11 protein-coding genes are annotated in these 15,815 nt (G+C 73.1%); 8 read left to right on the top strand and 3 right to left on the bottom strand.

What is annotated here, in order from left to right:
* Genes ACFYUV_RS05800 through ACFYUV_RS05775 form a run of 6 tightly spaced genes read left to right on the top strand, consistent with a single transcriptional unit; the run spans position 1 to position 8,654 of the window.
* Positions 1-3,039: an amino acid adenylation domain-containing protein gene (locus tag ACFYUV_RS05800; protein WP_387665368.1), complete on the top strand. Its 3,039-nt coding sequence runs from the start codon at positions 1-3 to the stop codon at positions 3,037-3,039.
* Positions 3,040-3,055: 16 nt separating this feature from the next.
* Positions 3,056-4,039, top strand: coding sequence for an aldo/keto reductase (locus tag ACFYUV_RS05795; RefSeq protein ID WP_387665366.1), 984 nt, complete (start codon positions 3,056-3,058; stop codon positions 4,037-4,039).
* Entirely contained in the window at positions 4,036-4,758 is a 723-nt protein-coding gene (locus ACFYUV_RS05790) for a sulfotransferase family protein (RefSeq protein ID WP_387665364.1), read from the top strand. The genes ACFYUV_RS05795 and ACFYUV_RS05790 overlap by 4 nt, the downstream gene beginning before the upstream one ends.
* Before the next feature lie 9 nt (positions 4,759-4,767).
* Positions 4,768-5,607, top strand: coding sequence for a family 3 encapsulin nanocompartment shell protein (locus tag ACFYUV_RS05785; RefSeq protein WP_358298335.1), 840 nt, complete (start codon positions 4,768-4,770; stop codon positions 5,605-5,607).
* Between the two features lie 37 nt (positions 5,608-5,644).
* Positions 5,645-7,270 (top strand): AMP-binding protein, encoded by a 1,626-nt coding sequence (locus tag ACFYUV_RS05780; protein WP_387665360.1) that lies wholly within the window; start codon positions 5,645-5,647, stop codon positions 7,268-7,270.
* A 1-nt stretch (position 7,271) separates the two neighbouring features.
* Positions 7,272-8,654 (top strand): DHA2 family efflux MFS transporter permease subunit, encoded by a 1,383-nt coding sequence (locus ACFYUV_RS05775; protein WP_387665358.1) that lies wholly within the window; start codon positions 7,272-7,274, stop codon positions 8,652-8,654.
* 34 nt (positions 8,655-8,688) lie between these two features.
* Here the strand turns inward: ACFYUV_RS05775 and ACFYUV_RS05770 are convergent, their stop codons facing one another.
* Positions 8,689-9,327, bottom strand: coding sequence for a GntR family transcriptional regulator (locus ACFYUV_RS05770; RefSeq protein ID WP_387665356.1), 639 nt, complete (start codon positions 9,325-9,327; stop codon positions 8,689-8,691).
* A gap of 18 nt (positions 9,328-9,345) precedes the next feature.
* On the opposite strand from ACFYUV_RS05770, the gene aceE reads away from it, so the two are divergent.
* Together aceE and ACFYUV_RS05760 are read left to right on the top strand one after the other, a co-directional pair.
* Positions 9,346-11,793, top strand: coding sequence for a pyruvate dehydrogenase (acetyl-transferring), homodimeric type (gene aceE, locus ACFYUV_RS05765; protein WP_387665353.1), 2,448 nt, complete (start codon positions 9,346-9,348; stop codon positions 11,791-11,793).
* Between the two features lie 103 nt (positions 11,794-11,896).
* Complete coding sequence (locus ACFYUV_RS05760; protein ID WP_387665351.1) at positions 11,897-13,252, top strand: sensor histidine kinase; 1,356 nt, start codon at positions 11,897-11,899, stop codon at positions 13,250-13,252.
* 72 nt (positions 13,253-13,324) lie between these two features.
* Here ACFYUV_RS05760 and ACFYUV_RS05755 read toward each other — a convergent pair whose 3' ends face one another.
* Both ACFYUV_RS05755 and ACFYUV_RS05750 read right to left on the bottom strand, forming a co-directional pair.
* Positions 13,325-14,941 (bottom strand): protein kinase, encoded by a 1,617-nt coding sequence (locus tag ACFYUV_RS05755; protein ID WP_387665348.1) that lies wholly within the window; start codon positions 14,939-14,941, stop codon positions 13,325-13,327.
* An 85-nt stretch (positions 14,942-15,026) separates the two neighbouring features.
* The coding region (locus ACFYUV_RS05750) for an aldehyde dehydrogenase family protein (RefSeq protein ID WP_387665345.1) at positions 15,027-15,815 on the bottom strand (789 nt) is incomplete at its 5' end.

Below are 15,815 nucleotides of genomic sequence, written 5' to 3'. Positions count from 1 at the left end.
ATGACCGGCAACACCCGCGGCTTCACCGGCCGGGCGGTCGACTTCGGCCCGTTCCGTCCCGTCCCGGCGTTGATCGAGGAGCAGACCGACCGGTGCCCGGAGCGGCCGGCGGTCACCTACGACGGCAGGACCCTCACCTACAGGCAACTGGACGACCTGGTCAACGGCCTGGCGGCGACGCTGGCCGGGCACGGCGTGGGCAAGGGCGACGTGGTCGCCGCCCTGCTGGTCAACTCGCTGGAGCTGCCGGTCGCGTACCTGGCGCTGATGAAGCTGGGCGCGGCGTTCGTGCCGCTCGACCCGTCGTGGCCGGTCGAGCGCGTGCGCGACACGCTGGACGTGCTGCCGGACGGGCCGATCCTGTGCGCGGGCGGCGAACCGCTGCCGCCGGGCGCGGCCGATCGGGCGGTGATCGTCGGGATCGACACGATCGTCCCGACCGCCGAGCGCCCGGCGGTCGAGCTGGGCCCGGACGACCTGGCGTACGGCTACTTCACCTCCGGCACCACCGGCACCCCCAAGTGCGCGATGAACCGACACGGCGGCCTGGCCAACCGGCTGCGCTTCATGACCCGCTACTTCGCCGCGACCGGCGACGACGTCGTGCTGCAGAACAGCAGGCACACCTCCGACTCCGCGCTGTGGCAGCTGTTCTGGCCGCTGACCACGGGCGGGCGCACGGTGCTGCCCGTGCAGGGCGACTTCCTCAACCTCCGGCACACCATCGACCTGATCGCCCGGTACGGCATCACCACCGCCGACTTCGTCTCCAGCGTCTTCAACGCCCTGGTCGCCATCGTGGACGGCGACGCCGCCGCCCTGCGCGCGCTGTCGTCCCTGCGCCGGCTCGTCGTCGGCAGCGAGGCGGTCAGCCCGCGCGCGGTGCACCGCCTGATGGCCCTGCTGCCCGGCCTCGACCTGACCAACGGCTACGGCCCCACCGAGGCGTCGATCGGGATGGTCTTCCACCGGGTGTCGGCGGCCGACGGCGACGCGGTCCCGCTGGGCCGCCCGATCGACAACTGCTACGCGGTCGTGGTGGACGACGAGCTGCGCCCGGTCCCGCCCGGCACGACCGGCGAGATCGCGATCGGCGGCGCCTGCCTGGGCGCGGGCTACCTGGGCGACCCCGCCGCGACGGCCAGGGCGTTCGTCGGCAACCCGTTCCCCGGCGAGATCCCGGGCGAGCGCCTCTACCTCACGGGCGACCTCGGCCACCTGGACGACGACGGCCGCCTGTTCTTCGCCGGCCGCAAAGACTTCCAGGTCAAGATCCACGGCGTGCGCATCGAGCTGGGCGAGATCGCCGCGGCGGCCCAGCGCTGCCCCGGCGTGCTGCAGGCCGAGGTGCTGGTGGCCGAGCAGGCGGGCGTCAAGGCGCTGGCGCTGTTCGCCTCCGGCAGGGGCCTGACCGAGGCCGCGCTGGCCGCCGAGCTGCGCCGCACGCTGCCGCGGACCAGCGTCCCCCGCTACTTCTTCCCGCTGGCCGAGATGCCGCTGCACGACAACGGCAAGGTGGACCGCGGCCGGCTCCAGGAGATCCTCGACGGCCGGCTGGCCGAGGACACCGCGCTGCTGGCCGAGAGCGCGCCGACCGCGTGCCTGGGCGACCAGGTGCTGCGGGCGATGCGCTCGGCGCTGGGCTGGCCGGGCCTGACCGCCGAGACGCACTTCGCCGAGTCGGGCGGCGACTCCATCCAGGCCCTGTCCGTCGTCCACATGATCACCGCCGAGACCGGCGTGCGCGTGGACGTCAAGGACCTGTACGACCACCCGACGGCCGGCGCGCTGGCCCGGCTGATCGAGCGGCGGCGGCAGGACCACGAGGCCATCGAGGAGGAGTCGGTGCTGATGGCGCGCGACTCCGTGGTGCCCGACGGGGAGCCCATCCGGCGGGCGTCCAGGCCGGAGCGGCTGCGCACGGTGCTGGTCACCGGGGCCACCGGGTTCGTCGGCAGCCGCCTGGTGCACGAGCTGCTGAGCCGCGGCGGGCTGCGGGTGTGCTGCCTGGCGCGGGCGGCCGACGACGAGGCGGCCACGGCCCGGGTCGCGGCGGCGCTCGCCGAGCGGGGGTTGTGGGAGCCGCGCTTCGCCGACCGGCTGGAGGGCTACGCGGGCGACCTGTCCTTACCCGGCCTCGGGCTGGACGGCTCCACCTGGGAGCATCTGGCCAGAGCCTGCGACCTGGTGCTGCACAACGGCGCGATGGTGAACTTCCTGTTCGACTACCGCGCCCACCGTCAGGCCAACGTGCGCGGCACGATCGAGCTGGTGCGGCTGGCGATGGCCCACCACCCGGTGCCGCTGCACTACGTCTCGACGCTGGGCGCGCTGCAGACGGAGGCGCTCCACAGGGGCGAGCGCGTCCCGGAGGACTGCGACCCGGCGCTGGCCAGGCCGCCGGGCGGCGGCTACAGCCGGTCGAAGTGGATCGCCGAGCGCTACCTGGCCGAGGCCCGGCGCCGGGGCGCGCTGGTGACCGTGCTGCGGCTGGGCGAGATCATGCCGAGCGCCGACAACGGCTATCCGAACCCGGTCGCCTTCACCCACCTGCTGCTGTCGGCGTTCGTGCGGCTCGGCGTGCGTCCGGACGTCGCCACGCGCACCGACTACACCCCGGTCGACTACGTCGCCGCGCGGGTCGGGGCGGCCGTGGCCGACCCCGAGGTCTGGGGCCGTACGCTGCACGTCTTCCGCGCCGAGAGCGTCCGCATCGACGACGTGCCGGCGCGGGCGGGCGTGCCGGTCACGCCGATCCCGTGCGGCGACTTCGCGCGGCTCGTGCGCGAGACCGGCCGGGCGAGCGGGGACCGCGAGCTGATCACGCTCGCCTCCCTGCTGCCCGCCGCGGCGGACGAGGAGGAGCTGCGCCGGGCGTTCGGCGGGCTGCTCACCGACAACCCCGAGCTGTTCCGCAAGGACGAGTGCCACAGGCTCGAACAGCGATGGCGGCTCGGCGAGGGCACCCTCGACGGCCCGATCGCCGCCTACCACGCCCGCCTGGCGGGCACGGCCGGGCAGCGGGTGCCCACCGGTTGATCAGGAAAGGTCAGGAATGCGCTACCGCAAGATGGGAAACCTCGGCTGGGAGGTCAGCGAGGTCGGCTACGGCATGTGGGGCATCGGCGGCGGCCCCGGCGGCTTCACCGGCTGGGACTACGACGTCGCCCCCCGGTGCCTCGACGAGGCCGTCGAACTGGGCTGCACCTTCTTCGACACCGCCTGGGTCTACGGCCGCGGCGTCAGCGAGCAGCTGCTCGGCGCCCTGCTGCGCCGCCACTCCGGCCACCGGCTGTACGTGGCCACGAAGATCCCGCCGAAGAACCGCGAATGGCCCCCGAAACCGGACGACACCCTTGACGACGCCTACCCCGCCGAGCACATCCGCGAGTACACCCACCGCAGCCTGGACAACCTGGGCGTCTCGCGCATCGACCTCATGCAGTTCCACACCTGGGAGGACCGCTGGGCCCGCGACGAGCGGTGGCAGGAGGCGATCAGGGACCTCAAGAGCGAGGGCCTGATCGACGCGGTCGGCATCAGCGTCAACCGGTGGGAGCCGGCCAACTGCCTCGCCGCGCTCGACACCGGCCTGATCGACGTCATCCAGGTGATCTACAACATCTTCGACCAGGCGCCCGAGGACGAGCTGTTCGACCGGGCGCTGCGCGACGGTGTGGGCATCATCGCCCGGGTGCCGTTCGACGAGGGCACCCTCACGGGCAGCCTGACCGCGGACAGCACGTGGCCGGAGGAGGACTGGCGCAGCACGTACTTCGGGCCGGAGAACCTGGGGCCGAGCGTCGAGCGGGCCGAACGGCTCAAGGCGGCGCTCCCGGAGGGGCTCTCGCTGCCGGAGGTCGCGCTGCGGTTCGTGCTGCACCACCCGGCGGTCAGCACGGTGATCCCGGGGATGCGCAGGCCGGCGCACGTGCGGGCCAACCTCGGCGTCTCCGACGGGCGTCCGCTCGACCCTGACCTGCTGAGCGAGCTGCGGCGGCACCGCTGGGACCGGGTTCCGGCCTGGTGGTCGGGGTGAGCGGGCCGCTGGTCGCCATGTGGGCGCACTCGCGCTCGGCCTCGACGGCGTTCCTGCGCATGATGATCGAGCGGGGCGACGTGGCCGTCCTGCACGAGCCGTTCCTGGCGCTGACCGAGGAGGGCTCGCTGACGCTGCCCGCGCCGGACGGCGGCCAGGTGACGGCCCGCTCGGAGAAGGACCTGCTGGTCCGGCTGGCCGAGCTGGCACGGGCGCGGCCGGTGTTCGTCAAGGAGGTGCTCGACTACGAGTACCCGCACCTGTTCAAGCATCCGGAAGACCTGGCGGGGATCGTCCACACGTTCATCGTGCGCGACCCGCGGCCGACCATCGCCTCGCACTACGCCATCAAACCGGCGGTGACCTGCGACGAGATCGGCTACGAGCGGCTGTTCCTGCTGCACGAGCTGGTCCGGGAGGCGACCGGCCGGCGGCCGCTGGTGATCCGCACCGAACGGCTGATCCGCGAGCCGGCGGCGGTCGTCGAGGAGTTCTGCGCCTACACCGGCCTGCCCTTCCTGCCCGGCTCGCTCAGCTGGGCCGCCGGCGACCGCCCGGAGTGGGGGCGGACCCGCCGCTGGCACCTGGACGCGAGCGGCAGCGCCGGGTTCGAGGACCGCGGCAACGTCTACGCCGCGACCGTGGACAACCATCCGGCCCTGCGGGCCTTCTACGACCACCACCTCCCCTTCTACCAGCGCCTCGTCCAGGACGAATAGGGAGCATCCATGTCAGAGTCACCGGGCCGGCTGTTCGCGCGGGCCTACGCCGAGGACCCCGGCCACGCGGAAGTGACCTTCGACTACACCATCACCGAGGCGCACGAGCCGACCAAGGACCGGCCCCGCCTGACCGTGCGCAACCTGCTCAAGGTCGTCCCCGTCGAGGGCGACACGGCCCGGTTCTGGACGGAGTCGCCGCCCGGCGAGGAGGAGCGGCGGTCGGTGCGCGACTCGGACGTGCGCCGCGAGGCGGCCTTCAGGTTCGGCATGTCGGAGGCCAAGGTGCATCCGATCCGGGCGTGGGTGCAGATCCCCGACGGCCTGGCCGCCGACCCGGACGCCCTGGCCACCTTCCTCGACTACCGCCTGCTGGTCCGGCTGGCCACGGCCGAGAACCTGGCCCTGACCACCGCCCTGCTCGGCCATCCGGAGATCGCCCGCCTGCCGTACGACGACTACGTCCACGGCGTGCTGTCGGCCTGCGACGAGGTCGAGCAGTCGGGCGCGACGCCGCACGCGATGATCGTCAACCCGCGCGACTACTACCACCGGCTGATCGGCCGGGGCGGGCTGCTGGCCGAGCTGGCCGAGGGCAACGGCATGAAGGTCAGCCGCAACCGGTGGGTCGCCCCCGGTGACGCCCTGGTCGGCGACATCTCCGTGGCGGCCAGGCTGCTGGACGCGGGCCGCTCGGTGATCCGGGTGGCCGAGCCGCCGCCCGGCACGTTCGCCCGGCCGGGCGTGGCCGTCTGCGCGGAGGTGTACGAGGGCGTCGCGGTGCACCTGCCGGGGTTGTTCTACCTGGTCACCCCAGCCGGGGAAAACACCGTATTTCCCACTTCATAGCAATCGAGTAGAACGAGAACGACGAAAGGCGGTGACCGTGTCGGACACGAGCCAGGAATACCGGCGCAATGGTTGGTGGCGCGACGAGACCTTTCTGGACGACTTACGCCGCAACATGGCCACGTCCCCCGACAAGGCGGCACTGATAAGCCGGCGGGTCGCCGACGGTGTCACCGACGTCGTCACGTACGCCGAGCTGGGCGCGATGACCGACCGCATCGCGCACGGCCTGGTCCGGCTGGGCGTGCGGCCGGGCGACTTCGTCGCCATCCAGCTCCCCAACCGCAGGGAGACGCTGCCCCTCGCGCTGGCGTGCATGAAGGTCGGCGCCCGCATCGCCCCGCAGATGCCCATCTACCGGCACCGCGAGCTGGACTTCATGATCCGGCTGACCGAGGCGAAGCTGTTCGTCACCACGAGCCGGATCGGCCACCTGGACACGGCCGAGACGGGGATGACCCTGGCCCGGGAGATCCCGAGCCTGGAGCACGTGATCGTCGTCGGCGGCGACGGCCCGCCCGGCTCGCTCGACTTCGACGAGCTCCTGCTCAACCCGGAACCGGGCGACCCGGCCGACGTCGAGGGCCGCGAGCTGGGCCCCGACGACCCGTTCCTCATCCTGTTCACCTCGGGCACGACCGGCGAGCCCAAGGGCGCCCTGCACAGCCAGAACACCCTGTACGCCGACATCAAGGGCTACGCGGAGGCGTTCGGGCTGGACCCGAGCCTGGTCATCATGACGGCCCAGACGTCGATGCACTACGTCGGCCTGGTGATGGCCTACCTGACGGCGCTGACGCTGGGCGGCACCGCGGTCACGGCCGACGCCTGGGATCCGGGCGTCTACCTCGACCTGATGGCCGACCACGACGTCACCATGTACTACGGCTCGCCGCCGTTCGCCCGGGAGATCAGCGAGGAGCAGGCGGCCCGGCCGCGCGAGCTGCCCAGCCTGAGCGTCTTCGTCTCCGGCTCGGCCCCCGTCCCGCCGCACCTGGTGGAACGGGTCACCGAGACGCTGGGCGTGCGCGTGTACGCGTTGTGGGGCATGACCGAGAACGGCGGCGTCACCATGACCAGGCCCGAGGACCCGCCCGAGCGGGCCGGCGAGAGCGACGGCACGGTCATCTCCGGCATGGAGGTGCGCATCGTCGACGAGGAGAACAAGCCGGTCGAGAAGGGCGAGATCGGCGCGCTCCAGGTCCGCGGCGCGGCCCAGTGCCTCGGCTACTACCTGCGCGACGAGATCTACGCCAAGTCGATCACCCCGGACGGCTGGTTCGACACCGGCGACCTGGCCCGCGACGACGGCTACGGCGGCGTGCGCATCTCCGGCAGGACCAAGGACGTCATCATCGCCAACATGTGCCTCAAGCTGCCGGTCAGCGACATCGAGGCGCTGCTCGGGCGGCATCCGGCGATCCGCGACATCGCCCTCATCGGCATCCCGGACCCGGCGCTGGTCGAGCAGGTGTGCGCCGTCGTCACGCCGTCGGGCGAGCCGCCCACGCTGGAGGAGTTGCGCGCCTACCTCAAGGAGGCCGGCGTGAACGACTGGTTCTGGCCCGAGCGCCTGGAGATCGTCGAGGAGATGCCGCGGACCGTCACCGGCAAGATCCGCAAGGTCGAGCTGCGGGAGCGGTTCGGCGCGGCGTCGGACTGAGGTGGCCGGTTCACGGGCGCTCCCGCTCGCCGTCCTGTGCGGGAGCGCCTTCCTCGGCGCGATCGACGTGCAGCTCGCGAACATCGCCTTCCCCGACATCCTGCGCAGCTTCCCGCGCAGCAGCCTGCCGGAGCTGTCGTGGGTGTTCAACGGCTACGCGATCGTGTTCACCGCCGCGCTGCTGCCGGCCGGCGGCCTGGCCGACCGGTTCGGCGCGCGGCGGGTGTTCCTGACCGGCCTCGCGGTGTTCGTGGTCGGCGCCGCCCTGTGCGCGGTCGCGCCGTCGGCCGGCGCGCTGATCGCCGCCCGGGTCGTGCAGGGCGTGGGCGGCGGGGTGATCACGCCGCTGACGCTCGCGCTGATCCTGCCGTACTACCCGCCGGAACGCCGGGGCACGGCGATCGGGCTGTGGAGCGCGGCGCAGTCGGTGGCGACGGCGTCGGGGCCGTCGCTGGGCGGCATGCTGGTCGGCGTCTGGGACTGGCGGACGGTGTTCTTCCTGCACCTGCCGGTCGGAGCGGCCGTGCTGGCGGGCGCCTGGCGGATCGTGCCCAAGGGGGCGGGCGAGGCGGCCACGTCCCGGCTGCCGGACATCGCCGGGCTGCTGCTGCTGGTGGGGGCCATCGGGCTGCCCTCGCTGGCGATCGTGCAGAGCGACGCGTGGGGGCCGGGCAGCCCCGGCACGATCGCGGCGCTGGTCGCGGGCGTCGTCGTGGCCGTGCTGTTCGTCCGGCGGGCGCGCACGCATCCCGCGCCGATCGTGGACCTGGGCGCGCTGCGGGCGCGCGGCACGCAACGGGCCAACCTCGCGATGTTCCTGGTCGGGCTGGTGATGTTCGCGCTGCCGCTGGCCAACATCCTGTTCCTGACCGGGATCTGGGGGTACTCCGTGGCCGCCGCGGGGCTCGCCGTCACGCCGGGGGCGCTCGCCCAGGTGCTGACCGCGCCGCTCGCCGGGCGGCTGGCCGCCAGGACCGGCCATCGCCTGCTCGCCCTGTGCGGGGTGGCGCTGCTGGCCCTGTCCACGGCGTACCTGGCGTTCGCGACGGGGGACGCCCCGGCGTACCTGACGGTCGTGCTGCCCGCGGTGGTGCTGTCGGGCGTCGCGGTGGCCGTGCTGATCACGTCGCTGAGCGGCGCGGCGGTGGCCGAGATCCCGCCCGCGCGGCTGGCCACCGGCACCGCCCTGTCGGTGACCTCGCGGGCCGTCGGGGCCGTCATCGGCGTCTCGGCGCTGGTGCTGGTGCTGTCGGGCGACCGGCTCGGGGCGATCGGGGCGTACCAGGGGGTGTGGCTGACGATGCTCGGCCTGTGCGCGCTGGTCGCCGTCGCCGTCGCCGGCCTGCGCGCCCCGCGGGCCGAGCCCGCCGCGCAACGCGCCTGACCGGCGCACGGCCTCAAGGGACGGGCCCGTCGGGTCAGTCGGGGGCGTAGGCCAGGACGTGGTCGTGCAGCAGGCGGCCGGCCCGCGGGTCGTCCCGCTCGAACGCCTCCACCAGGGGTTCGTGGTCGGCCGCGTTCTCGTGCGGCCGCATCCGGAACAGCCGGATCGACACGTGCGTCCAGACCTCGACGCCGAGCGACTCCCACACCGACGCCAGCAGCGCGTTGCCGGACGCCGCGACGATCTCCCGGTGGAAGGCGACGCCGTGGCGGACCTGGTCGTCAAGGGAGCCGGCGGCCGCGGCGGCGTGCAGGCGGGCCACGTGGGCGCGCAGCGCGGCCACCGGCGGCCGGCCGAGGCGGGTGGCGGTCTCCTCCAGCCCGGCCCGGACCTGGTAGACCTCGCGCAGGTCGTCGAGGGTGAAGCCGCGTACCCGGGCGCCGCGGTTGGGCGCCGACTCGACCAGCCGGAGCGCCTCCAGCTCGCGCAGCGCCTCGCGTACGGGGGCCTGGCTGACCTGGAGCTCGGCGGCCAGGCGGCGCTCGACGATGCGCTCGCCGGGCTCCCAGCGGCCGCTGATCAGGCCGTCGAGCAGCACTTTCCTGATCTCCTCGCGCAACGGCGGCCGCACCACGGGCTCCACAGATAATCCTTTCATCGGATGATCGATCATATGGTGTTTAATGGAAGCATGGAGAAAGACCTGGATCCACAGGAGACCGCCGAATGGCTCGAATCGCTTGAGGCGGTCCGGCGGGCGGCCGGTCCCGATCGGGCCGATTACCTGCTGCGCAGGCTCGCCACGAGCACGCGCTATCTCAACACGGTGCCCACCGCCGAGGAGCCCGCCTACCCCGGCGACCTGGAGCTCGAAGAACGCGTCGCGGCCTACGACCGGTGGAACGCCGCCGTCATGGTCAGCCGGGGCAGCAAGCTCGGCCTCGGCGGCCACCTGGCCACCTACGCCTCGGCCGCCTGGCTGTACGAGGTCGGCTTCAACCACTTCTTCCACGGCACGGACGACCAGGTCTTCTTCCAGGGGCACGCCTCCCCCGGCATCTACGCGCGGGCCTTCCTCGAAGGGCGCCTGAGCGAGGAGCAACTCGACCTGTTCCGGCGCGAGACGCAGGGCGGGCTGCCGTCGTACCCGCACCCGAGGGCGATGTCGGGCTTCTGGCAGTTCCCGACCGTGTCGATGGGCATCGGCCCGCTCAACGCGGTCTACCAGGCACGTTTCAACCGCTACCTGCACAACCGCGGCATCAAGGACACCTCGCACAGCCATGTCTGGGCCTTCCTGGGTGACGGCGAGATGGACGAGCCGGAGTCCACCGCGGCGCTGACGCTGGCCGCCAGGGAGGGGCTGGACAACCTCACCTTCGTGATCAACTGTAACCTCCAGCGGCTCGACGGCCCGGTACGCGGCAACACCCGGATCGTGCAGGAGCTGGAGAGCGTCTTCCGGGGCGCGGGCTGGCACGTCGTCAAGGCGCTGTGGGGCGCCGAGTGGGACGGCCTGCTCGGCTCCGACGAGCTCGTGGCCAGGCTCGGCGAGGTGCCGGACGGCCAGTTCCAGACGTTCGCCGCCGCCGACGGCGCCTACATCAGGCAGCACCTGTTCCAGGGGCTCGACGTGCCCTACTCCGACGACGACCTGCGGCGCATCGTCGGCGGCTCGCGGGCCGGGCACGAGCCGCGCAAGGTGTACGCCGCCTACCACCGGGCGCTGCAGAACCGCGGCGCGCCCACGGTGGTCCTGGTCCAGACGGTCAAGGGCTGGACGCTGGGCGCGGGCGTCGAGGCGCGCAACGCCAACCACCAGATGAAGAAGCTCACCCTCGACGAGTTCCGCGTCATGCGCGACCGGCTCGGCCTGCCGGTCCCCGACTCGGCGCTGGCCGGGGAGCTGCCGCCGTACCTGCACCCGGGGCCCGGCTCGGCCGAGGCCGAGTACGTCGCCGAGCGCCGCCGGGAGCTGGGCGGCCCGATCCCCCGCCGCGCGGTCGCCGGCCGGCCGCTGCCGCAGCCGGGCGAGCGGCCGTTCGCGGCCCTGGCCAAGGGCTCGACGCAGCCGATCGCCACCACGATGGCGTTCGTCCGGCTGGTCAAGGACCTGATGAAGGAGCCGGAGACCGGGCGGCGCTGGGTGCCGATCGTGCCCGACGAGGCCAGGACGTTCGGCATGGAGTCGCTGTTCCCCACGGCCAAGATCTACTCGCCGCTCGGCCAGCGCTACGAGTCCGTCGACCGGGAGCTGCTGCTGGCGTACAAGGAGGCGGTGGACGGGCAGATCCTCATCGAGGGCATCACCGAGGCCGGCTCGATGGCCTCCTTCACCGCGGCGGCCACCAGCTACGCCACCCACGGCGAGCCGATGGTGCCGTTCTACATCTTCTACTCGATGTTCGGCTGGCAGCGGACCGGCGACCAGATGTGGGCGCTGGCCGACCAGCTCGGCCGCGGCTTCCTGCTCGGCGCGACCGCCGGCCGCACCACCATGACGGGCGAGGGCCTGCAGCACGCCGACGGCCACTCCCAGCTCCTGGCCTCCGCCAACCCCGCCTGCCTGGCCTACGACCCGGCCTTCGCCTACGAGGTCGGCGTCATCGTCCGCGACGGGCTCACGCGCATGTACGGCGAGGCCGCCGAGGACGTGTTCTACTACCTGACCCTCTACAACGAGCCGCTGCCCCAGCCCGCGATGCCCGAGGGCGTCGAGGAGGGCATCGTCAAGGGCATCTACCGCTACTCCGCCGGCGGCGGCGCCGCCCACCTGCTGGCCAGCGGCACCGCGATCCACTGGGCGCTGGAGGCCCAGCGGCTGCTGGCCGACGAGTACGGGCTGGGCGTGGACGTCTGGTCGGTCACCTCGTGGAGCGAGCTGCGGCGCGAGGCCATGTCGGCGACCGGGGTGCCGTACCTGCGGCAGGCGCTGGCCGGGACCGAGGGGCCGGTGATCGCGGTCAGCGACTGGATGCGGGCCGTGCCCGACCAGATCAGGCCGTGGATCGACCGGCCGTGGACCTCGCTCGGCACCGACGGGTTCGGGCTCTCCGACACCCGGGAGGCCGTGCGCAGGCACTTCGGGGTCGATCCGCGCTCGATCGCGGACGCCGTGCTGAAGGCGGTGGAGGAGTAGCAGCGGGGGCGACTCGTCCCGGCGTAACCGTATTTATCGAGGAATCTCCCTAAGTTAGGGCCTGGTGCACCAACCGTGTTCTGCTGATCCCGGGGGGAGACGGGTGAGAACACGGTTGCGCCGGTCGCTGCGTACGCGGCTGGCACTGCTCGCCGGCATCGCCATGCTGCTGCTGAACGTCGTCGTCAGCGGCTTCGTCATGTTCGGCATCCACGACGACGTCGCCGACGTGCGCGCCAGCGACGTGTCCGGGCGGGCCCTGCGCGTGCTCCTCATGGTCAAGCGCAACCAGCTGCCCCAGGTGCTGGAACCCCTCGGCCTCGACGGCATCCAGGTCGTCGACCCGGCCGGACGGGCCGTCGCCTGGACGCCCAACCTGGCCGGCGCCCCCCGCCAGACGGCCCACATCCCCCGCGACCAGGCGAACTACGTCAGCAGGAGCTGCGACCTGCCGGCCTTTCCCGGCCGGTGCGAGCTCGTGGTCGCCCTGCGCGCCTACCAGCCCGAGGGCACCTGGATCATCTACGCCTTCGACCCCGCGGTCCCCTGGTTCGTCAGCCCGCAGGTCGTGCTGTTCCAGATCGTGGTGTCGGCGCTGCTGGTCGGGCTGACCTTCTTCGGGGTGTCGCGGGTCGTGGCCAGGACGCTCGCCCCCGTCAGCGCCATCACCAAGAGGCTCGCCGAGATCACCGCGGACGGCGGCGGCCTGCGGGTGCCCGTCCCGGACACCGACGACGAGATCAGAGCCCTGGCCGAGACCGCCAACCAGACGCTGGAACGGCTGGAGACGGCGCGGGCCCGCCTGGAGGCCGCGATGGAGCAGCAGCGCAGGTTCGCCGGGGACGCCTCGCACGACCTGCGCAGCCCGATCACCGCCATGCGCGCGCAGGTCGAGGAGGCCATGCTGCATCCGGAGGAGACCGACTGGCGGGAGACCAGCACCCAGGTGCTGGCCAGCCTCGACCGGCTGCAGGCCATCGTCACCGACCTGCTCACACTGACCAAGCTGGACGCCGGGGCGCCGAGCGACCACCGGCCGGTGGACCTGGGCGAGCTGGTCACCGCCGAGACCGCCAGGCCGCGGGCCAAGCGCGTGGTCACCGGCCCGGAGGAGGGCGTGGTGGTCATGGGCGACCGGCTGCAGCTCACCCGGCTGCTGACGAACCTGCTGGACAACGCCGAGCGGCACGCCGAGACGCAGGTCACCGTGACGGTCCGGCAGGAGGGCGGCCGGGCCGTGCTGGAGGTCCTGGACGACGGCGCAGGCATCGAACCGGCCCACCGCGAGCTCGTCTTCCAGCGCTTCACCCGCCTGGACGACTCCCGCAACCGCGACGCCGGCGGCACCGGCCTCGGGCTGCCGATCGCCCGCGAGATCGCGACCGCGCACCACGGCACGCTGACCATCGAGGACTCCCCCAAGGGCGCCCGCTTCGTCCTCCGCCTCCCCCTCGCCTGACGGGTGCGAGGCCGCGGGGTCTGGTGCTTGGCGGAGCCGCGGGGTTCTGGTGCTTGGCGTGGCCGCGGGGTTCTAGTGCTTGCCGTGGCCGCGGGCCAGGCTCTTGCCGTGCTTGGCCTTGTCGGCCTGATGGCCGGCCTTCCGCCCCTTGCCGGAGCCGGCGGCGGACGTGGCGCCGGACCTGGCGCCGGTCACGGCGGGCCGCTGGGCCGGCGGCTGGGCGACGGGCTGGGCGGCCGGACGGCGGCGGGAGCCGCTCTGCTCGGCCGCGCGGTCGGAGGCCCCCTCCGAAGGGCGCTCGCGCGCGATGGCCACGGCGTGCATGATGCCCTCGTGCTCGGTGGCCTGGTTCGGCGCCGGGTCGGCGTAGGAGGGCGTGCGGGTGGCGGCGGGTGGGCCGCCGTCGCCGTTCCAGGACGTCGTGAGGAGCACGCTGGTGACGAGCGCGGCCAGGGCGGTGAGCTGCCGCCAGCGCTGCGGCCGGCCCGGCTGCGGGATCGACACCGAGAACGGCAGCAGCTCGCGGTGCGCGCGAAGCCCGCGCGCGGCGTCGGGCATGGTCCGGCGCACGGCGTGGTTCCGCTCGCCGGTCCTGCGTACCGCGCGGTCCCAGCCCGGGATCCGCCGCCTGGCGTCCGGCCGCGCCCCGGCGACGGCCCCCACGTCCCGGACGCCCACCGGGACGGGACCGGCCACCGGGACGGGACCGGCCTCCGGGACGGGGGCGGGAACGGCTTCCGGGGCGGTGAGGGAGACCTCCGGGGCGGGGGCCGCGGGGAAGAGGGTGGGAGGAAGGAGGTCGCCGGTGTTGGGCAGGGGGGTGGACAGGGGGATGGCGGCGGTGTCGTGGGGCTCCTCGTCGCGCAGCGCGGCCACCCGGGTCAGGCGCCGCCGGGCCTCCTCCCCGTCGATCCGGCGGGCGGGGTCCTTGGTCAGGAGACCGGCGATGACCGGCGCGAGCGGCCCGGCCAGGTGGAACGGCGCGGGCTCGGAGGTGAGCACCGCGGTCAGTGCGGCCAGGTGGCCGCTGTGCGGGAAGGGCGACTGGCCCTCGACGGCCGCGTACAGGGTGGCGCCGAGGGACCACAGGTCGGCCTGCGGGGTCGCGTGGCCGCCGCGCAGGCGTTCCGGGGCGATGTACGCGGGCGTGCCCACCACCATGCCCGACTGGGTGATGTTGGCCTGGTCGTCGAGGGTGGTGGCCAGGCCGAAGTCGGTGAGCAGGGCGTGCCGGTCGCCGTTCAGCAGGATGTTGCCGGGCTTGACGTCGCGGTGCACGATGCCGTCGGCGTGCGCCGCGCTCAGCGCCTCCAGCACCTGGAGCCCGAGGCGCGCGGCGTCGGGCGGGGACAGCGGCCCGCGTTCGGCGATCACGTCGGCGAGGCTGCGCGAGGGCACGAGCTGGAGCACGATCCACGGCCGTTCGTCGGCCACCACCACGTCGTAGACGGCGGCGATGTGCGGGTGGCTCAGCCGGGCGGCCAGCCGCGCCTCCCGCATCGTCCGGCCGAGCAGCCGCTCCCGCTCGGTCCCCAGCGCGTGCCCGAGGGTGACCTCCTTGACCGCGACCTGCCGGTCCAGCAGCTCGTCGTGGGCCCGCCAGACCCGGCCCATGCCACCGCGGCCCAGTTCGGACAGCAGCCGGTAGCGTCCGGCCAGCAACCAGCCCGCACAGTGCGAAAGTGACATGCCGCCCTGCCTACCCGATCATCCCGCCCTCATGCAACGGCCGCACAGGCTTCGAGTCGATCCTGTGAGAAGGGCGGGCGCGGGGTCACCCGTTCGTGGGGAAGCCGAGGTTCACACCGCCGTGGGACGGGTCCAGCCAGCGCGAGGTCACCACCTTGCCCCGCGTGTAGAACTGCACCCCCTCGGTGCCATGCACATGCGTGTCACCGAACAACGACGACTTCCACCCACCGAAACTGTAGAACGCCATCGGCACCGGGATCGGCACGTTGATCCCCACCATCCCCACCTCGACCTCGTTCTGGAACCGGCGCGCCGCACCCCCGTCATTGGTGAAGATCGCCGTGCCGTTGCCGTACACACCCTCGTTGATCACCCGCAGGCCCTCCTCGTACGAGGACACCCGCACCACCGACAACACCGGACCGAAGATCTCCTCGGTGTGCGTCCGCGACCCCACCGGCACCTGATCCAGCACCGTCGGCCCCAACCAGAACCCGCCGCCCCGGCCGCCCAGCACCTCCGTCTCCCGGCCGTCCACCACGAGCTTGGCACCCTCGGCAACACCCAGATCCAAGTAGGACGCCACCTTGTCCCGATGCGCCGCCGTCACCAACGGCCCCATCTCCGACCGCGGATCATCCCCCGGACCCACCACCAACCGGCCCACCCGCTCCACGATCTTGCCGACCAGCTCATCCCCCACCGGATCCACCGCCAGCACGACCGAGATCGCCATGCACCGCTCACCCGCCGACCCGAACCCCGCCGACACCGCCGCATCAGCCACCAGATCCAGATCCGCGTCCGGCAGCACCAGCATGTGGTTCTTGGCCCCGCCCAGCGCCTGCACCCGCTTGCCGTGCGCACTGCC

Source organism: Nonomuraea sp. NPDC003560, from assembly GCF_042878785.1.
Classification (GTDB): domain Bacteria; phylum Actinomycetota; class Actinomycetes; order Streptosporangiales; family Streptosporangiaceae; genus Nonomuraea.
This window is presented reverse-complemented; position numbering and strand designations above follow the sequence as displayed.